A 19,116-nucleotide genomic window follows, 5' to 3' on the forward strand; every position below is an offset into this window, starting at 1 on the left:
TGGGAAAAGGAAAGATAAAACAGATCGTCGGCCCTGTGATCGATATCGAGTTCGACACCAAAGAACTGCCCGCCATCTTTAACGCTCTGACAATAAAGAACGGGGACAGTAAAATAACCCTTGAAGCTGAGCAGTATCTGGGCGACGGGATGGTCAGGGCGGTAGCTATGGGCTCTACGGACGGACTTTCAAGGGGAATGGATGTCGAGGACCTGGGCCGGCCGATATCCGTCCCTGTGGGAGACGAGACTCTCGGCAGGATATTCAATGTATTCGGGGACGCCATAGACAACCTGGGAGAAGTGAACGCGCAGAAAAGATATCCGATACACAGGCCGAGCCCCCCGCTGGACAAAGTAAAGCCCGCGACGGAGATACTCGAGACGGGAATAAAGGTCATCGATCTTTTGACCCCGTATCCGAAGGGCGGCAAGATAGGTCTTTTCGGAGGGGCGGGAGTAGGCAAAACGGTCCTCGTCATGGAGCTGATAAGGAATATCGCCACGGAACACGGAGGCGTCTCGATATTCGCGGGGGTCGGGGAGCGCACAAGGGAAGGCAATGATCTCTGGCTGTCGATGAAACAGTCAGGAGTATTAAAAAAGACCGGCCTGGTGTTCGGCCAGATGAACGAATCACCCGGGGCGCGTTTCCGCGTGGCCCTGGCCGCCCTTTCGCAGGCCGAGTATTTCAGGGACGAAAAAAAACAGGATGTCCTTCTCTTCATAGATAATATCTTCAGGTTCGTTCAGGCAGGGTCCGAGGTGTCCACGCTCCTGGGAAGGATGCCTTCGGCCGTAGGTTATCAGCCCACGCTTTCCAACGATCTCGGTAATCTGGAAGAGAGGATAGTCTCGACAAGCGACGGCTCGATCACGTCGGTGCAGGCGGTCTATGTGCCTGCCGATGACCTGACGGATCCAGCTCCCGCGACGACTTTCTCCCATCTCGACGCGATAATAGTCCTTTCAAGGTCCCTGATGGAGCTTGGCATATATCCCGCGGTGAACCCTCTGGAATCAAGTTCGAGGATCATGGACGCGCGGACTTTGGGCCAGGAACATTTTGACACGGCAAGGGAAGTCGTCAGGGTCCTTCAAAGATATAAGGAGCTCAAGGACATCATCGCGATACTCGGCGTCGAGGAATTGTCGGACGATGACAAGATCATAGTCACAAGAGCGCGCAGGCTGCAGAAATTCCTGTCGCAGCCGTTCTTTGTAGCCCAGGAGTTCACGGGCCAACAAGGCAAATACGTGCCCTTAAAAGATACGATAAGGAGTTTCAGGGAAATAACCGAAGGAAAACACGACAATGTCGCGGAGAACGCGTTCTATATGAAAGGAACGATAGACGAGGTGATAGAAAGTGCAAATAATACTTAGGGTCCTGACACCTTTAAAGAAGATCTTCGAAGGCAGCGTTGACAGCGTAAGTCTTGAAGCGGCCGACGGATCGCTCGGCGTGCTGCCGGGGCATGCTCCTCTTGCCGCGCAGCTCAGGAGATCAAAGATCGTCTATCATATAAACGGCAGCGCCAGCTCGATCGATATAGACGGAGGGCTCGCAAAGATAATGCCGGACATCGTCACTGTCTTTGCAAAGAATAATGCGTAAACTACTCATAAAAGGCGGCCCGCCGCTGCACGGCAGCGTTAAGATCAGCGGGGCAAAGAACTCCGCTCTGCCCATAATGGCCGCCTCACTTCTTTTAAACGGCGAATCCCATCTTACGAATATCCCTCTTTTAAATGATGTCGTTACGATGATAAGAGTGCTGCGCGTGCTCGGCCTCAGAGTGGAGTACAGCGAGCCCAACACCGTGCATGTATGGGTGAACGGCAAGATAAAACATGTCGCGCCTTACGAACTGGTCACAAAAATGAGAGCTTCTTTTTTTATCATAGGTCCGATACTTGCGCGAATGGGACTGGCAAAAGTCCCTCTTCCCGGAGGATGCGCGATAGGTTTCAGGCCGGTCAATTATTATATAAAAGGCCTCGAGGCTCTGGGCGCAAGCATAGAAATGGAACACGGTTTTGTAATAGCGAAGGCAAAAAAACTTAAGGGCGCGAAAATATACCTGGATTTTCCTTCTGTCGGAGCTACGGAGAGCCTGATGATGGCGGCGACTTTAGCGGAAGGCAAAACGGTCATAGAGAACGCCGCGCAGGAGCCGGAGATAGGCGATCTTGCCATCTATCTTAAAAGATGCGGAGCTCTTATAGAAGGAGAGGGGACAGAGACGATAACGATAACGGGAGTGGAAAAACTGAAAGGCTGCGAGCATAAAATAATACCTGACAGGATAGAAGCCGGCACTTTTCTCCTGCTGGGTTCGACGCCGAACAGCAGAGTAACAGTGGAAAATGTCATCCCGGACCACCTGATAGCGGTAACGACTAAGCTGTCGGACTGCGGGGCCAGTATCAAGACCGAAGGCGGAAAGATGATCGTGAGCGGGCCTAAAAAGATAAAAGCCGTTAATTTTAAGACCCTTCCTTATCCGGGCTTCCCGACGGATATGCAGTCCCAGTTCACATCGCTTTTGTCCGTGGCGGACGGCACAAGCGTCATAAACGAGACGATATTCGAGAACAGGTTCATGCATGTTCAGGAGCTTAAAAGGATGGGCGCGGACATACAGATCGAAGGACACAGCGTGATAATAAACGGGGTGGACAAATTATCGGGAGCGCCGGTAAGGGCTTCCGATCTCCGTGCCGGAGCGGCCCTGACCATAGCCGGCCTGATCGCCGACGGCGAGACATTGATAGATGATATTGACAGGCACATAGACAGGGGATATGAGAAATTCGCACAGAAATTAAAAGGACTGGGTGCTGATGTCCAGGAAATTGCGTAGAATAGCTGAATTGGTGGTAAAAGGGGAAGCGTTGCGAGCGGGCCTGCCCGCATTGCTACGCAAAGCGTTGCAGGCGGGCAGGGGGAAAGTCGAAATAACCTTTGTCGATGACGCTGTTATAAGAAGCCTGAACAGAAAGTTCAGGAAGATCGACAAAGCAACAGATGTCCTATCTTTTAATATGGACGATGAGGATATCCTGGGTGAGGTCGTAATATCAAAAGACACGGCTAAAAGGAACGCGGCAAGGTACGCGGTAAGTTATGAAAAAGAAACGGAGCGGCTTGTGATACACGGCACTCTCCATCTTTTAGGCTTCGGCCATGACAGGAAATCTGATAGAATAGTGATGAGAAAGAAAGAAACATATTATGCCGAGAAAATTAGCTAGAAGCATAACGTATGCACTCCGGGGCATAAGGCTCTCGTTCCGCTCGCAGAGGAACCTCAGTATCCATCTTTTTACCGGAAGTATCGCTTTCTTACTTGCCATAATCCTTCATATAAGTGTGATAGAGATGGTAGTAATACTGGTGGTCATCGGTTTGGTGATCGTGGCCGAGATGTTAAATACCGCCATGGAAGAGATCGTCAACTTGTTCACTTTGAGCCGCAAGATAAGGGCCATGGTGGCGAAGGATGTCGCCGCCGGAGCGGTGCTTGTGGCATGCAGCACTGCGGTAGTGGTCGGATGCATGATATTCCTTCACAGGATAGTGAATATCCTGCTGAGAGGCCGTTTATGAGCGATTTTGTATTGCTGGCGGTCTTCATAGCGTTGTCCGCGTTCTTTTCGCTGTCTGAGACCGCGATAACATCCGTGGGCAGGATCAAAGTAAAAAAATTCCTCAGCCAGAACCTGTACGGGTCCAAAGCACTTTACGAGCTTCGGGAACATCCTAACAAGATGCTCTCGACGATCCTGCTGGGGAACAGCCTTGTCACCGTAGCCGCGGCTTCAGTCGCCACCACCATGTCAATAAAGATATTCTCTGATTACGGCGTAAAAAGCGAAAGCATCGCCGTCAGCGTGGCGACTTTTATTATGACCGCGCTTCTCCTGATATTCGGAGAGATATCCCCCAAGACCATAGCGATCAAGTTCGCGGACAGGATCTCTCTCGTGGTCGCCCCCATGATAACCGTCATTTCGATACTATTTAAGCCTTTCAACTTATTTTTTAACGCTTTATGCAAGCCGATAATAAAATTCTTCGGCGCGGACACTAATATCAGCGTACCTTTTGTAACGGAAGAAGAGCTCAAGATGCTTCTTTCCGTGAGCGAGGAGGAAGGCGTGCTCGAACAGGAAGAAAAAGAGATGATACACAGCATATTCGAGTTCAGCGATTCCATCGCGAAACAGGTGATGGTCCCCAGGCCGGACATGTTCTGCCTGGACGTGAACACGCCTTTGAGCGAGGCACTGGTAAAGATATCCGAAGAAGGACATTCAAGGATACCGGTATATGAAGGTACTGTCGATAACATCATCGGCCTGGCGTTCGCCAAAGACCTCCTGCGGCTCTGCGTCGAGAACAGGAACTCCAACCTGAGGGATATCATCAGGCCGCCTCTTTTTGTCCCGGAGACAAAAAAACTTGACGAGATAATGAGGCAGATGCAGTCCATCAGGACGCATATCGCTATAGTCGTGGATGAATACGGAGGGGTCTCGGGGCTTGTCGCCCTGGAAGATCTTCTGGAAGAGATCGTCGGAGAGATCAAGGACGAGTTCGATACCGAGGAAAAGAATATCGAGGTCTTCCCGGACGGGGCTGTGCTTGTCGATGCAAGGATGACAGTAAGCGAGGTGAACGATAAACTGGCTACTTCTGTACCAGAGGGAGATTATGATACGATCGGAGGATTTGTGTTATCATTAATTGGTAAGATCCCCGTCATAGGGGACACAGCAAGGTTTGAAGACCTCAGGATAACCGTGGAGAAAGTGTTCAAGAGGAGGATAACGAGGATAAAGATCTTAAGGATAAAAGGAGCAGAAGCGGAGGGCTCGTCCATTGTCGGAGGATAAAAAGACAAAGTATATTTTCATAACGGGAGGGGTAGTCTCCTCTCTGGGTAAAGGGATCACTGCCTCTTCCATCGGAAGGATCCTCAAATCCCGCGGCCTCAAAGTCACCATCCAGAAACTTGACCCTTACATCAATGTAGACCCGGGCACCATGAACCCGTACCAGCACGGCGAAGTATATGTCACGGAAGACGGTGCCGAGACCGATCTCGACCTCGGACACTATGAAAGGTTCATCGACGTATTTTTGGGAAGGGTCAACAACGTCACCACGGGAATGGTCTACTGGACGGTCCTGCAGAAAGAAAGGCGCGGCGATTTTCTCGGCGGTACGGTTCAGGTCGTTCCCCATATCACGAACGAGATAAAGGACAGGATAAGAAGGGTAACAAAAGAAGAGAAATTCGATGTCGTGATCTGCGAGATCGGCGGCACCGTAGGCGATATCGAGAGCCTGCCGTTCCTGGAAGCGATAAGACAGTTCAGCAAAGAGGCGGGGCGCCAGAACGTCATTCACATTCATGTCACCCTTGTCCCATACCTTCAGGTGACCAAGGAGTTCAAGACAAAACCCACGCAGCACAGCGTGAAAGAACTTCGCGGCATCGGGATCCACCCGGAAATAATAATATGCAGGTCTACCGAGCCTCTTTCAAGCGAGTTGAAAGAAAAAATAGCGCTTTTCTGCGATACCGATAAAGAAGCGGTCATAGGCCTGGCGGACGTCAAGTCGATATATGAAGTGCCCCTGGTGCTCCAGGCCGAAAAGCTGGACAGCATAATAATAAAATATCTTGACATCAAATGCGGCAAGGAAGACCTGGCGGAATGGAAAAAAGATGTCGAGATGCTTCTCAACCCTCCGAAAAAAGTCAAGATAGCCCTGGTCGGTAAATATGTCGAGTTAAGCGACGCGTATATCAGCGTTGTCGAATCCATGAAGCACGGGGGGATCGCTAATAAAATAGGCATAGAGATAGTATGGGTCAATTCAGAAAAGATCGAAAAAGAAGATGACATCTCCCATTATTTCAAGGATGTCCACGGGATAATCGTTCCGGGAGGTTTCGGGACGCGCGGGGTGGAAGGCAAGATAAAATCGATAAAGTATGCGAGAGAGAACAAGATCCCTTTTCTGGGGCTGTGTCTGGGGATGCAGTGCGCCGTGATAGAGTTCGCCAGGAACGTGTGCGGGATGGAGGACGCGAACAGCTCGGAATTCGACCCGAAAACAAGGTTCCCGGTGATCGATTATATCCCGGACCAAAGGTATATCAAGGAAATGGGAGGCACGATGAGGCTTGGCGCCTATCCGTGCAAAATTAAGAAAGGCACAAAACTTTACGAAGCATACAAGGAAACCCTGGTCCAGGAACGCCACCGTCACAGGTATGAGGTGAACAACGAGCTCCGCGGCAGGCTGGAAGAGAACGGGCTTGTTTTCTCCGGTATTTTCGAGGAAGCAGACCTTGTAGAGGTTATCGAGTTGAAAGACCATCCTTGGTTCCTCGCAACCCAGTACCATCCGGAGTTCAAATCGAGGCCGAACAGAGTTCATCCCCTGTTCCGTGATTTCATCAGGGCGGCGGCTGTCAGAAGCGGTGAGCAGGAATCTCTGTTCTAGGGTACACACAGAGTGATCCTCCGACGCGTTCATTTTTAAAAATATAATGTACAAGAATCTCTTTTATATCTACGATATTAATATGATTGATATAATGTGATAATTAAGATAAAGGAACGGTATCGGCTTATTCATTCAAAATCGCCCATAAAAGGCTTAAAAAATGGTTGATATCAAAAAGATCATTGTTGGTGCAGAAGGACCCTGCAGCTCATGGATGCAGGGCTTTGACCCCAGTGACCGTAAAACCGGAAATACTATGTCTAAACTAATTAAAAAATATAATGACAAACACACGGACAGTAAGCTAGGGTTATCATTCACCAGAGACAATGCGACTGCCAGGTTCACGATCAGTAATTCGCGTTCAGTCACAAAAGGAACAATGAACGACTTGTTTTCTTGCGAGGATTATTTTTTTTCATATCCAAAGATAGACGAAGAACGCGATCATAACGGAAACCTGCAAGGGTCCCTTGTTTTCAGCAACCCGAATAAAGATCAGAGAACCGGCAAGAGAATAATAAACGGGCAGGTCACTACAAAACTTATAGAGAGCTCTCCTGATTCGAAGACAGCCAAGGAAATTCCTGTAGGCGCATGTTTTCTGGCTGAGTATAATAAAGAAACTACCGCTCTCCAGACAAGGTTCCTAGAAACATGCATAGCAGTGACTTTTTACGAACCGGGTACAAAAACCGGGGTCCTCGCGCATTTCGACAGCCAGGAAAAAGCCAAAGAACTAAAAAATGTGATTAATACCCTTAAAAATAAAGGGATCGATCTTTCAAAAGTACAGGTCAGCATCATCGGAGGGGACGGGTCCGATCCATCTAACAGGACATTTATCGAGATCAGCAAGATCCTGGACGATGAAATGGTCCCGATCACCGAGACTAATATCGGGTTCCACGCCAGCCGGCCGTTCAATATAAATCTTGATCTGTCAAACGGGAAAATAACCAGCTATAAAGAAACGATCCAATATAAAAACGATCCATCTTACAATGAGAATTTCTTTAAAAAATTCGGGGATTTCACCGAAAGGAACAATTTGGTGATAATCGATGAACTGCCTGACATTTAGGCGCCTGGTCGTACTATTAAATATATTTTGACAACCTGAACCCCTTCAATGCCTAAGTAAAACCCTCCAGAACAATATTCACAACAGCTTCTTTGCAGTATATAATGGTAAGCGGAGGAGTGGCCCCCGATAGGGAATCGGGGCAGGCGAGTGGTTTAATGGAGGGATGGCCGAGTGGTTGATGGCGGCGGTCTCGAAAACCGTTTCCCGATCTAATCGGGACGCAGGTTCGAATCCTGCTCCCTCCGATTTTTTATGGGAGGTCATTTATGAAAGTATTGGTAGCCTATTATTCGAGGGATGGTGCGACAAGGAAAGCGGCGGAAAGCATCGCGGGCATATTGAAATGCGATATCGAGGAGATAATCGACACCAGGAACAGGAAGGGCCTGTGGGGTTTCATGACCGGCGGTTTTGACGCGCAGTTCAAAAAACTGACAGTCATACAAGAGATGAAAAAAGATGCTTCGGCTTATGACCTGGTCGTGATCGGGACACCTATATGGTCTTCGAAAATGGTCCCGGCAATAAGGACGTATATCATCCAGAACGTAAAAAAAATGAAAAACATAGCAATATTCTGCTGCTTCGGAGGATACGGAGATAAAAAAACTTTCAATGATATAGAAACACTGTGCGAGAAACGCGCGGCGTCAAAAGCATCGTTCAAGAGAAATGAAGTGAAGACCGGCGAGTTCATCCAGAAGGCAAAAGAATTTGCGGGCGAGATACAGAACAGGGAGGCGATCTAAATGAACAAGTTCACGATGATGAAGGCCGGCGGTCTTTTAACACTGGTATTGCTCGCATGCACGGCAATTATAGGATATCTCCATCTTGGAATTAAGCTGCATGTGATCTTTGCTATGCTGACACTGGTAGCTGCTTTATCGCACGTGTTTATTGTTATAAAGAAGGCTTGAGTTTGAGTGTGAGTTTTGAGTGTTGAGTTTTTTACTCAAGACTAATTACTCAAACTTAGTACTTAAATGGAGGGGTGGCCGAGTGGTTGAAGGCGCTCGCCTGGAAAGCGTGTTTACGTGAAAGCGTAACGTGGGTTCGAATCCCACCTCCTCCGATGATTGAGATATTGAGCGTTTTTAAAAAGCGGCCGCCAGCCGATCCTAGAATCAAATTGTAATTTTTTGCCTTTCAAAATAAAGTTCGAGCCGATATTTTTTAGGAATGTAAGGATTTCTTCATAATTATTTGTGGCGATAAGATTTTTGGCTTGGCATCCGGATAAAATAATCTCTTTCATCGGTTCGAGCCAATTATTTCCCTTTTGTTCAAAATCCTTTATCTTTTGTTGTATGTCCAGCTTTTCGTTTAATAGGGCATTCTTTTTTACCTGATATGTTTCCGGGTCTATGCCTTCCCCCTCTATGAACAGATCAAGCAGTTTATCCATTTTTACTGCAATATCAGATTTCTTTTGTTGCAGATTTTGAACAAAAGATTTTGTTTCTGCTTGAGCAAGCTCTTTTTCGTTATTGAGGTCTATCAGCATTTTCTTCACCCAGTCATCAGGGATTATCGTTTTGCTGATAGCATCTTTCATCTGATCGATTATGGATTCCTGGCGCGTATATTTCTCATCACACTTTTGCTTTTTCTTAGTGCAGCGATAATAGATATGGCCTTTTTGCTTTTCGGCGGTTATCATACAACCACAATTGCCGCATCGCATCAGTCCAGAAAAAGCAAATTCATGTTTTCGTTTGCGCTTTTTCTTGCCTCTATTGGCCATTACTTGTTGAGCTTGCTCATATAGAGATTTGGAAATAATTGGCTCGTGAGTTCCTTCGTGCATTTCTCCGTTATATCGGAATACTCCATAATAAAAAGGACTTTTTAACATGTGCTGGACACGGGCAGGAACGAGGATATATCCACGATAGCTTTTCATCCCGGCTCTTTCAAGGAATTGCTTTATTGAAAGCAATGTATAGTCACCGGTTGCATACAGCTCAAATGCCTTTCGTATTAGCGGAGCTTTTTCAGTATCAACTTCAATTCCTTTTGTCTTGTAATTGTTTAGATACCCCAATGGAGCAAATGCAGGCCAAATACCGTTACGCACTTTCTGCCGATGTCCTCGTTTTACATTCTCGCTTAGATTATCTATGTAATACTTGCTTTGGCCAAAGGCGATATTTAACATGAATTTTCCTTGAGGTGTAGAATCAAACCAGAAGGTCGGGAACTTGAGATCTTTCAGCCTGCCCGTGTCCAGCAAGTAAATAATTTTGCCTCCATCTATTGAATTGCGTGCTAATCTGTCCGGATGCCAAGCCAAAACGCCACAAGCTTCACCTTTTTCAATCCGATCAAGCATTTCATTGAATATTTCTCTGCCGGGTTCTTTGGCAGTTTTTGCCTCGCAGAGCGAGGCGACGATTTCAAGTTTTTCTTTGGCGGCAAATTCTTTTAGCTCAACCAATTGTGCCTCAATGGATAATATCTGTCTTTCTTCCGAATCAGTTGATTTCCGGGCATAAAGGAAATACTTCATAATCCCTCCTCCTTTCAATATAGATATCGGTCAAAAAGCCCGCTTTTGGCCAGCTTCATTTGGAGTATTTATTGCTCCAAATGGAGCTGTAAGGCAAAAAATTCCAATTTGGATCGGCTGGCGGCCGCTTTTTAAAAACGGCGGAAATCTCAATCATCGGGAACTATATAAAAATATCAGAACCGAGATGACCGCCGATCCTTAGGGCGGCGGTTGCCGCCGTCCAACCGCCGCCCCGTTCCCGCTGCTGGGCGACCTTTTCGGATTGAAAAACTGCCAAAGAACCCAAAAATATCGGCTCAAACTTTATTTTGGCCAAAAGCGGGCTTTTTGAATTCCGGATTGTCCCCGACCACCCACCCCTGAATAAATTGATAAATAACGCAATTATTGTTAGTATTATATTGAAAGGTAGCATATCAATAATATGCTATCAATTAAATGATATAATGTCAATAAATAATAATATAGGAAAGAATATCAAACGTTTACGCACAAAATTAGGCTTCTCGCAAGAGACCTTGGCTGTAAAATCAGATGTAAAATACACGACTCTTACTAAGATTGAGAGTAATGTTATAAAGAAACCCTCAGTATTGCTAATGGCAAAAATCGCAAATATATTAAATGTTCAAATTGAGGAGCTAATAAAATAACCATATGAAATATGAATTGGAAATTTATAATAGAAATGTGCCTGATGAGCATCTTCTTGATGATTTAAAAGCAGTTGCTAAGAAATTAGGCAGGTCTTCTGTGACTCATGAGGAATATAATAAAAATGGGAAGTATAATAGTACAACTTATATGCGAAGATTTGGTGGTTGGTTTAAATCGTTAGAAATGGCAGGGCTCCAAAAAACAAGAACGCCAGCTAATGTTTCCGAAGATGACTTGTTTAACAATATTGAAGAGATTTGGATAAAACTCGGCAGACAACCACGATATCAAGAAGTTAGAACCCCATTATCAAAATATTGTGCAGGAACATACGAAAACAGATTTGGAACATGGCGGAAGGCACTAGAAGCTTTCATAGATTATATTAATAAGGATCAAGATAAATGTTCAAATGAAATATCTCAAAAAGAGATAAAATCCGGAGAGACTTCTAAATCTAATAAACACATAAAGATGACAAAAAGAGAAATATCGGATAGATTGCGTTTCCGGATATTATTAAGAGATGGTTTTACGTGCAGAAAATGTGGCCGCAGTCCGCTGAAGAATCCAGGAATCGAATTGCATGTTGATCATATCCTTCCTTGGTCCAAAGGTGGCGAGACAACGATTGAGAATCTCGAGACGAAATGCGAAAAATGCAATCTGGGTAAAGGGAATGCATTTGATGTTTGATTCTTATATAGAAATGGGTAATGTCTTAGAGCAGTTAATAAGGATTGTAATAACATGGCAAATATAACATGCAAAGCGAATAATCTAAGCGGGAAAAGATGCAAAAGGAATCCTCTGAAATCTGGGTTTTGTCCAACTCATGACCCGGAAATATTAAATAAAAAAGAAGAACAGAAGAAGGCTGATGAAAAAAAGCGACAAAAAATAGATGAATTATTATCTATTGTCACAAAAACATGTAAGGCAAATGGTTGGGGCTGGGAAGTTGATGCATTTGATGATAATGATTTTTCTTCAGCCATTGTTAATGTTCATAAATATGTTTCAGGTCAAGACATTTCAGCATTGTTTCACATTAATATATCAAAAGACAATATTCAGTATAGGATTGAGAAAACATCATTTTACGGATACGGCGTTGAGGCATTAATGAGTTCAATATCAAGTGCATTTGAAAGAAAAGGATTTGTTAGTCCAAAATCACTAGGAGGTGAACCAAATAAAAAGAATTCCTTATTAGATGTTTTGCCGATAATATTTGAACGATTTCATGTTGTGGCAACGCAGCTGTCAAATCGTTATAATAAGAGACCTACATTGACAATTTCTGATGAATATGACGTACAGGATCTTTTACATGCTCTCCTTCGAGTTCATTTTACCGATGTTAGGCCAGAGGAGTATACTCCCAGTTATGCGGGATCATCTTCAAGAATAGATTTCCTTCTCAAAGATGAGAAGACGCTTCTTGAGGTTAAATATGCAACAACTTCCTTAAAGGACAAAGCGATTGGAGAACAGTTAATAATAGATGTTGAGAAGTATAAAAGACACACCGATTGTGAAAACTTGTTTTGTTTCATATATAATCCAGGTTTTTCTATTAAGAATCCAAGCGGGCTAGAAAAAGATTTGTCAGGAAAAAATGGTAATATTAATGTTAAAGTATTCGTTTACCCAAAATAAAATAGAAACTAAAAGAATTTGCCGCCAAAGCTCTTGGCGTTTCAATAGAGGAGTTAATGAAATAGCATGAAAAATAAAACACTCGCAATTTTCGGTATAGGAACGTATATCTTATCTGTCTTGTTGTCTGCTACAGATTCGGGAGGCAATTCTGTTGCGCCAATTACATTAATCTCAATATCGGGAATAGCAACCGCGGTATTTATCATTATGGCGATAGTCCGCCTCTGGAAGGAAGAAAAAGGCGCATCAATAACACTTGCATCTTCGGCTATTATTCTTTTTATATTGTCAGTAGTTCAGGGTTTTGCCTCACCTTCGTACGGAAGTCCACTCATCATTATGTTAAACATAACCAAAGTATTTTATTTCATCGCATTTATTTGGACGATAATAGTACTTTATAGAAGTAAAGTAATTAATTCGCACATGATTACCAAAATAGATAATTATCACTTAAACCAACCCGTAAATGAAGCGCCGGATTTGAAGGAATACACAGCCGAAGAATATCAAATGTTTGAGATGGCTGGATATAAAAGGATATCTGAAAATGAAAAAATCTTTAGAGGCGGAATTGTTAAATTCGCTTATATTCCGTGGGGCGAAACAACTATCGGAACTATAGATAATAAAATCTACAAAATATCGTTACAATTAATCACCCAAAACGAGATCTTAGCAAAAGAAGTGTTTAAAACCACCCTCAATTACTTAATAGAACAAATGGACAAATATAGTGAACATCCATTTCTATCTAATAAATATATTTGGGATGCACCTGAGGGGAATATCATTTATGAGCAAATAAATAGATTTAATCAGCATTGCATAAACATTTTTATTACTTCAAGCTCTATAAGAGATCAAGTGAAGAATTATATTTCAAAACACTAGGGGGAAAATATATGATTATTAAAGTTATTGTTGAAATCATTTTAGGATTTATTTTGTTGGGAGTTAGTTCTGCTTTTTGGAATTGTGTTAAATCTCCGAAATTCTTAGCGAATGTGCTGGGTGATTATGACGAATTAAAAAGGTTTTTCCATCATCTAGGGAAAGAAAATATTAAACACGAAAGTGAAGTTGTTGATCCGAAAATTGGATTTTCGGCAAATATCGTTTTATGGATTAAAGCGAGCCTATCGGCGCTGGACAAAACACGCAACATGTTGCTGGTTGTAATAATAGGAATCTTTATCGGAAGTTATTTTCTAGGAAATATTTTCCTCTTAATCAATGCTGTTTTATTCTTTATAATGGCTTTCCCAAGCATTTCTGCTGCTGCTAAAAATAATATAATTACTGATATTCATACGATAATGCTTAATGTCTACAAATGGAACAAAGTAAATCATGCTGAATGTGAGAGGTTTTGTAACTTAGAGCAGCCAAGGATTATGAAAAATATTTATAGAGTAGTAACTGAAGAATAAAAGGATTTGCCGCCAAAGCGTAGGGCGTTTCAATTGGAGATTTAATAAAATAAATTTATGTCATTATTTAAGAAAAAATTAACCGAGCAAGAAGCCGCCTCTCATTTTGTCCTTTATATTACAAAAGAGGCACAAAGTGCATGGCCTGCCATTTATAAAAGTCTTCAAGATTCTTTTAAAGATAAATTTGTTGTAGAAGACGAAACAATGGCAGCATTTGATTTGGCTCTTGCCGCAATCGCCCAAGATTTACAGGCGGTAAATAATTTATTTCCAAAAGACCAAGCAGAAAGAATTGAAAAATGGGTTTTAAAATGCATTAATACTGAAGATTGGGGCGAATATGCGGTTGGCGAAGTGAAAAAATATGGGGAAAGATTTCAAAAGGATATTCAAAATATCAATGCCGGTGGCGATCCTTTGAGCGCCATCCCAACTCGCTTACTCCAGCAATGGCTAGGAAAAAATATTCAAGGCTTTGATGTAGAAATGAACGGAAAGAAAACCGGAATTATAAGCCCCTTTCTTCTTATGATGGTTTCCAGTATGCTTGCCGCCTTTCTTGGAACTTGGAAAAAACTAAAGGATGATTTTAATCTTGTTGAGGGCGACATACCTTTTGATGAAAAACCAAGTGGCTTGAAAGATTATGTACCCGAGCCGGATGAAAAAAAGCCTAACGGAACTATTCAATATTATGATGAAAACGGGAACCTAAAAGAGAAATGGTTGCCACCGGAACAAATAAATGAACTTTTAAAGAAAGACGGCGCAAAGCGACTTTATAAAGTACTCGTTAAGGGACATTGGGACGGTGTTAAGGAAGCCCTTTGGGAACTTTCTGATGATACTGCTCAAAAATATGTTGATGAAAATGGTTATGCTTATGCAATTTGCACTTACGACACAGGAGAATTAAAATATTACTTTATTTCAAGAAGATTATGGGAGAAACAAGAGCAAATGGGAAAAATCTTGATGGATCAAAATTTATCACCGGAACAACAGCAAGAAGCAGTTAGAAAATTAATGGATGACTAAAATTTCCGCCAAAGAAAAACTTGAAATCGTCCAATCCGAAAAGGTCGCCCAGCAGCGGGAACGGGGCGGCGGTTGGATGGCGGCAACCGCCGCCCTAAGGATCGGCGGTCAGCTCGGTTCTGATATTTTTATATAGTTCCCGAATTATTTCTTCCGCAGCACCCACATCATCTCTTTCACTCTTATATTCCTGTTCCTAAGGTTCCTTGACCCTCGGTAAGTATTATATTCGCTTGACATAAGCTTCCATTTTCCGTGTTTGGACAGGATGGACTTGAAAGTCTTAACGGGGATTATCCCTTCATCATTGTAAGAGATAACGATGAATTTAGCTCTGGTGTTTTTCAGAAGTTGGTCCATTGCCTCTTCGGCAAGATGCCTTTTGTTATAAACGGACTTGTTCCAATCCCGCGTGATCCCGCTGACGCCGTCCTGGATATAAAAGTTTTTATAGTCATTTATAAGGTTCAGCATGAAATAGTTTGACCCGTAAGGATGCTGGTTATAGGGCGGGTCAAGATAGACAAGATCGAACTCCGGAAGATTTGTGTCTTTAACAAGCCGATTAATATCTTTTTTTAGTACAACGACCTTACACTCGATATCAGAGAATACCGGCACTTCAAGGGTTATTTCCTTTTTTATCCTTGAGAGGGCATTCTCGCCTTTGCCTCCGAAATGGCCGATGCCGTTCTTCTTGTGGAACCCTTTGAAGACGCCGGAAGTGTTCGTGTGTATAGATGCTTCCACCAGAAGCGATGCAAGACAGAAGACGCGGTATTTTTCGGGAACGTCTTTGTCGATGAGTTTCCTAATATTATCGATGACCTGAGCGTTCTTGCTCGTATAAAAAACCCGCTCTCCGGATTTAATATCCATATCATCCTTTGGCGAATAATTGAGGCTGATGAAACCTGGCTTATTTATGGATAATTTACGATCATTTAGAATGTCTATGTAATATTCAAGCTTTTTAACATTTATCTCTGATCTGTTTGCAAGATAACATCTGTTTAGCGTAAAACTGTAATTCTCAAGGTCATTGGCATACAGGACCTTTGCGTAATATTTCAAAAGCCTCGAAACTGAGCCGCTTCCCGCGAAACCGTCAAGGATAACAAGTTTTTCTTTGTTAAGTATTTTCTTAACTTTAGCAAACCCCTTATTAAGAAAGGAAAGGAGCGACCTTTTATTGCCGAGATAAGTTATCAGCTGAGAAGAAAAATATGGGGCATCTAAGTCAAGGTATTCCGGGGCATTGCCGGAAAATAAAGATCGTTGTATGTGTGCCATTAACTATGGGGTAATTTTAACATATAAATCTTTAACTGAAAAATACTTGCCATTTTTCCGATATATGTTATTATAATGCCAAATAATCAATGAGAAAGATCTCCAAAACAAAAGCAATTGCATTTGTAATTTTGTGTTATCTGCTGGCTTTGCCGGCATTATCTGTCCCTGTATTTTTAGACGCCGGATTGAACGCGGGGAACTCCTCAGACGGCTCTATATCCGGCAAGAAGAATGCATGGTCCAGCAAATCGGGAAAAGATATGGTGTTCTGGATAAAGGTCCAGCCCGGATCCGATCTTGAAGAAGGTGAAATCAGATATCAGTTCATGCTTGACATGACGGCTCCCGATAAAGAAATGGTTCTTTCAGAAGGCCCTTATAATTTCGATAACGGCGGGGAAGGCAGGATATTCAAGAATACCTGGTATTTTGCGAACGCCAGGACGATCAATTTTCCGACGCCCGAAGTGTACGGTACCTGGGAGGTCGGCTTCAGTCTGCGGAACAAAAACACCGGAGAAGTGATAAAGGCAAAGACATTCAACTTCGAGTTCATCGACTCGACAAAGTAAAAGAAAAGGAGAAAAAGGAATGAAGAAGACAGTGCTTGCGGCGGCGGTACTTATTATGACGGCGGCATGTGTTTTTGCCGCGCCGGAGTTGAAGGACCTGGGGGTGAGCGCGGGGAGTTTTACGGAGAACAAAGTACTGGAAACGAAGACAGTGTGGATGTCCCAGCCTGAACAGTGGATGGTGTTCTGGGGCAAGATCGAGCCGAAATCGGATTATGACGGTGATTCCCCGAGATATTACGGCAAGATAGAGTTCATTTCTCCGGACAACACGCTCAAGATGACGGAAGGGCCGATCGCTTTTGACCCTGACGGGACCGCAAAAATATTTAAGACAACATCATATTTTATAAATGCAAAAACGCCTGAGGTGCCGAAGCCTTTTGTATTCGGAAGGTGGACAGCGAATTTCTACATGTTTGACGAGAGGAATTCAGAGACGGTCCTTGCAAAGACCGCAAATTTCGAACTGATGGAGATGAGGCCAGTAGCCCCGGCAGTCACTACGCCGGAAGCCGTTTCACCGAAGCCCAGCACTACGGTCGTACCAGTTACACCTGGCATAATGGCGACAGTAGAACCGTCGGCTGTAGGGACCTTTCCGACGCCTGAGGTGAAGTCTGGAGCGGACAAGGCAAATGAAGAAGAAGTAAAAAAGTTAAAAGCCGAGCTTGACGAAATAAAAAAGCTGCTCGAAAAAAAGAACGAAAGACCGGCAAGAAAAGCAAGGCCAAAGCCGGCGCAAAAAAAAGCCCCTGTAATACAAAAGACAAAAAGCACGATCTGAATAAAACCGCCGTCTTTAATTGCACGCCAAACGATTTTTTGTTAGCATAAGATTGATATGCAGATAAACCTCGCCGGATACAATATCGATGCTGAAGTTCTGGAAGAGCTGAAAAAAGGGCCCGTCCAAAGGCAGGATGTCACGCCCGAGACGATCTCGGCCGCTTACGCGAGGATCAGCCGCGATCCGAGGCCGATCGACGAACTGCGCAAAGCCGCAAGGCAGGAGGTTGAAAAGGCCAGGAAGTCGAACAGCAGCATCATATTCAAAATGGGACATCACTCTGTGGCCGAGCACGCCGTATTCAATTTTGATCTGATCGCCATATCGCGCCTCGCCGTGGAACACCTGGAGCATTTCAGGCTCTGTTCCTTCACGGAAAAATCCCAGAGATATATAACCCTTGAAGATGATTTTGTGGTCCCGGAAGAAATAAAAGGTTCAAAAGCTGAAGGGATCTTTGTTTCAACGATAAAGGAACAGAACAGGCTGTACCACCGGCTGAACGAAAAATTGCAGGCCTATGTCCTGAAGAAACACGCTGTCCTGGCAAAGGACCCGAAGAACGGAGTCCTTCTTGAAGGCTGGGCCAAAGAGGACGCGAGGTACGTGACAGCTCTTGCGACACAGGCGCAGCTGGGCCTCACGGTGAACGCCAGGAACCTTGAGCTCATGTTCAGGCGTTTCGCGTCGCAGCCCCTCTCAGAGATAAAAGAAATATCGAAAAAGATGTACGGGCTTGCGGCAAAGATAGCGCCTTCCATTATCTTATTTACGGAAGCGAATGAATTTGACGCAAAAACTTACCAGGAAATTAAATCCAAAATAAATTCAAAAATCAAAATTCATCATTCAAAACAACCTGAAGTCAGGTTGATCGATCATACGAAAGATGCCGATGATGTTTTGGTGGCGAGCCTGATGTTCGCAGTGAGCGGAGAGGATTTTGAAAGCTGCGAAAAGAAGGTCAAAAAAATGTCCTTGGCAGAAAAAGAGCTTATTGTTAAAACCTCCGGCAAATACATGCAGTTCTATGATACGGTACTCCGCGAGTTCGAGAACATCGATGTGACATTTGAAGTAATGCTGTCATCATCCTGTTTTGCGCAGCTTAAACGGCACAGGATGGCGACGATAATAACACAGCCGTATGATATCTCTCTCGGTGTGACAGTGCCGCCGTCGATAGACGAAATCGGCATGAAAAAAGCCTTTATGGAGATCATTGCAAGAACGGAAAAAGCTTATGAGATCGTCATGAAGACAAACTCTGCCGCAGCTCCTTACGTATTGACGAATGCTCACAGGAGAAGGGTCCTGTTCAAATGCAATGCCAGGGAACTGTATCATCTGTCCAGGCTTCGGGAGGACAGCCACGCGCAGTGGGACATCTGCAATATCTCAAGGATAATGAGCGAAGAAACTAAAAAGGTCATGCCTTTTGCGATGATGTTCATCGGGGGGAAGGACGGATATCCCGGGATCTATAAAAAGATATTTGGTGAATATCCGAAGGTGATGGGGTGAGGGCAGGG

General features: G+C 44.0%; 22 protein-coding genes and 2 tRNA genes. 22 read left to right on the plus strand and 2 right to left on the minus strand.

Annotation, left to right across the window (positions count from 1 at the left end; translation table 11 throughout):
* Positions 1-14 precede the first annotated feature (14 nt).
* The 12 genes from atpD to NTZ10_02115 all read left to right on the plus strand — a co-directional run bounded on the left by atpD (position 15) and on the right by NTZ10_02115 (position 8,690).
* Positions 15-1,385 (plus strand): F0F1 ATP synthase subunit beta, encoded by a 1,371-nt coding sequence (atpD, locus tag NTZ10_02060; protein ID MCX5749020.1) that lies wholly within the window; start codon positions 15-17, stop codon positions 1,383-1,385.
* Positions 1,369-1,617: a hypothetical protein gene (locus NTZ10_02065; protein ID MCX5749021.1), complete on the plus strand. Its 249-nt coding sequence runs from the start codon at positions 1,369-1,371 to the stop codon at positions 1,615-1,617. Before atpD ends, NTZ10_02065 begins: the two co-directional genes overlap by 17 nt.
* A complete protein-coding gene (gene murA, locus NTZ10_02070) occupies positions 1,610-2,866 on the plus strand; it encodes a UDP-N-acetylglucosamine 1-carboxyvinyltransferase (protein MCX5749022.1) in 1,257 nt (418 codons plus the stop codon). Before NTZ10_02065 ends, murA begins: the two co-directional genes overlap by 8 nt.
* Positions 2,859-3,257, plus strand: coding sequence for an rRNA maturation RNase YbeY (gene ybeY, locus NTZ10_02075; protein ID MCX5749023.1), 399 nt, complete (start codon positions 2,859-2,861; stop codon positions 3,255-3,257). Before murA ends, ybeY begins: the two co-directional genes overlap by 8 nt.
* Entirely contained in the window at positions 3,238-3,612 is a 375-nt protein-coding gene (locus NTZ10_02080) for a diacylglycerol kinase family protein (GenBank protein MCX5749024.1), read from the plus strand. Before ybeY ends, NTZ10_02080 begins: the two co-directional genes overlap by 20 nt.
* A complete protein-coding gene (locus NTZ10_02085) occupies positions 3,609-4,901 on the plus strand; it encodes a hemolysin family protein (GenBank protein MCX5749025.1) in 1,293 nt (430 codons plus the stop codon). Before NTZ10_02080 ends, NTZ10_02085 begins: the two co-directional genes overlap by 4 nt.
* A complete protein-coding gene (locus NTZ10_02090; protein ID MCX5749026.1) occupies positions 4,888-6,525 on the plus strand; it encodes a CTP synthase in 1,638 nt (545 codons plus the stop codon). The genes NTZ10_02085 and NTZ10_02090 overlap by 14 nt, the downstream gene beginning before the upstream one ends.
* Before the next feature lie 259 nt (positions 6,526-6,784).
* Positions 6,785-7,612 (plus strand): hypothetical protein, encoded by an 828-nt coding sequence (locus NTZ10_02095; protein MCX5749027.1) that lies wholly within the window; start codon positions 6,785-6,787, stop codon positions 7,610-7,612.
* Between the two features lie 160 nt (positions 7,613-7,772).
* Positions 7,773-7,860: transfer RNA gene (locus NTZ10_02100), tRNA-Ser, on the plus strand.
* A gap of 21 nt (positions 7,861-7,881) precedes the next feature.
* Entirely contained in the window at positions 7,882-8,364 is a 483-nt protein-coding gene (locus NTZ10_02105) for a hypothetical protein (protein ID MCX5749028.1), read from the plus strand.
* Positions 8,365-8,535, plus strand: a complete 171-nt coding sequence (locus tag NTZ10_02110) for a hypothetical protein (protein MCX5749029.1) — start codon at positions 8,365-8,367, stop codon at positions 8,533-8,535.
* Between the two features lie 68 nt (positions 8,536-8,603).
* A tRNA-Ser gene (locus NTZ10_02115) sits at positions 8,604-8,690 on the plus strand.
* Here the strand turns inward: NTZ10_02115 and NTZ10_02120 are convergent.
* Positions 8,649-10,127, minus strand: coding sequence for a recombinase family protein (locus NTZ10_02120; protein ID MCX5749030.1), 1,479 nt, complete (start codon positions 10,125-10,127; stop codon positions 8,649-8,651). The two genes, NTZ10_02115 and NTZ10_02120, sit on opposite strands and share 42 nt — an antisense overlap.
* Before the next feature lie 449 nt (positions 10,128-10,576).
* On the opposite strand from NTZ10_02120, the gene NTZ10_02125 reads away from it, so the two are divergent.
* From NTZ10_02125 to NTZ10_02155, 7 genes are all read left to right on the plus strand, one after another.
* The gene (locus NTZ10_02125; protein ID MCX5749031.1) at positions 10,577-10,783 is read left to right on the plus strand and encodes a helix-turn-helix transcriptional regulator; all 207 of its coding nucleotides are present in this window, start codon (positions 10,577-10,579) and stop codon (positions 10,781-10,783) included.
* A 4-nt stretch (positions 10,784-10,787) separates the two neighbouring features.
* Positions 10,788-11,483 (plus strand): HNH endonuclease, encoded by a 696-nt coding sequence (locus NTZ10_02130; protein MCX5749032.1) that lies wholly within the window; start codon positions 10,788-10,790, stop codon positions 11,481-11,483.
* A 54-nt stretch (positions 11,484-11,537) separates the two neighbouring features.
* Positions 11,538-12,449 (plus strand): hypothetical protein, encoded by a 912-nt coding sequence (locus NTZ10_02135; GenBank protein MCX5749033.1) that lies wholly within the window; start codon positions 11,538-11,540, stop codon positions 12,447-12,449.
* Between the two features lie 66 nt (positions 12,450-12,515).
* Positions 12,516-13,346, plus strand: coding sequence for a hypothetical protein (locus tag NTZ10_02140; GenBank protein MCX5749034.1), 831 nt, complete (start codon positions 12,516-12,518; stop codon positions 13,344-13,346).
* Positions 13,347-13,357: 11 nt separating this feature from the next.
* Positions 13,358-13,885: a hypothetical protein gene (locus NTZ10_02145; GenBank protein MCX5749035.1), complete on the plus strand. Its 528-nt coding sequence runs from the start codon at positions 13,358-13,360 to the stop codon at positions 13,883-13,885.
* A 57-nt stretch (positions 13,886-13,942) separates the two neighbouring features.
* Positions 13,943-14,926: a hypothetical protein gene (locus NTZ10_02150; GenBank protein MCX5749036.1), complete on the plus strand. Its 984-nt coding sequence runs from the start codon at positions 13,943-13,945 to the stop codon at positions 14,924-14,926.
* Positions 14,919-15,062 carry a hypothetical protein gene (locus tag NTZ10_02155; GenBank protein MCX5749037.1) on the plus strand — a complete coding sequence of 48 codons (144 nt, stop codon included), beginning with the start codon at positions 14,919-14,921 and terminating at the stop codon, positions 15,060-15,062. The genes NTZ10_02150 and NTZ10_02155 overlap by 8 nt, the downstream gene beginning before the upstream one ends.
* Positions 15,063-15,070: 8 nt before the next feature.
* Here the strand turns inward: NTZ10_02155 and NTZ10_02160 are convergent, their stop codons facing one another.
* Positions 15,071-16,219 carry a DNA adenine methylase gene (locus tag NTZ10_02160; protein MCX5749038.1) on the minus strand — a complete coding sequence of 383 codons (1,149 nt, stop codon included), beginning with the start codon at positions 16,217-16,219 and terminating at the stop codon, positions 15,071-15,073.
* A gap of 89 nt (positions 16,220-16,308) precedes the next feature.
* Between NTZ10_02160 and NTZ10_02165 the strand changes: the two genes are divergently transcribed.
* The 3 genes from NTZ10_02165 to NTZ10_02175 are packed head-to-tail and all read left to right on the plus strand — an operon-like array spanning position 16,309 to position 19,108.
* Positions 16,309-16,794, plus strand: coding sequence for a hypothetical protein (locus NTZ10_02165; protein ID MCX5749039.1), 486 nt, complete (start codon positions 16,309-16,311; stop codon positions 16,792-16,794).
* 19 nt (positions 16,795-16,813) lie between these two features.
* The gene (locus tag NTZ10_02170) at positions 16,814-17,581 is read left to right on the plus strand and encodes a hypothetical protein (GenBank protein ID MCX5749040.1); all 768 of its coding nucleotides are present in this window, start codon (positions 16,814-16,816) and stop codon (positions 17,579-17,581) included.
* Between the two features lie 57 nt (positions 17,582-17,638).
* On the plus strand, positions 17,639-19,108 hold the full coding sequence (locus tag NTZ10_02175) for an FAD-dependent thymidylate synthase (protein ID MCX5749041.1): 1,470 nt from the start codon (positions 17,639-17,641) through the stop codon (positions 19,106-19,108).
* Positions 19,109-19,116 lie beyond the last annotated feature (8 nt).

Source organism: Candidatus Saganbacteria bacterium (assembly GCA_026387835.1).
Lineage (GTDB): Bacteria > Margulisbacteria > WOR-1 > JAKLHX01 > JAKLHX01 > JAPLKZ01.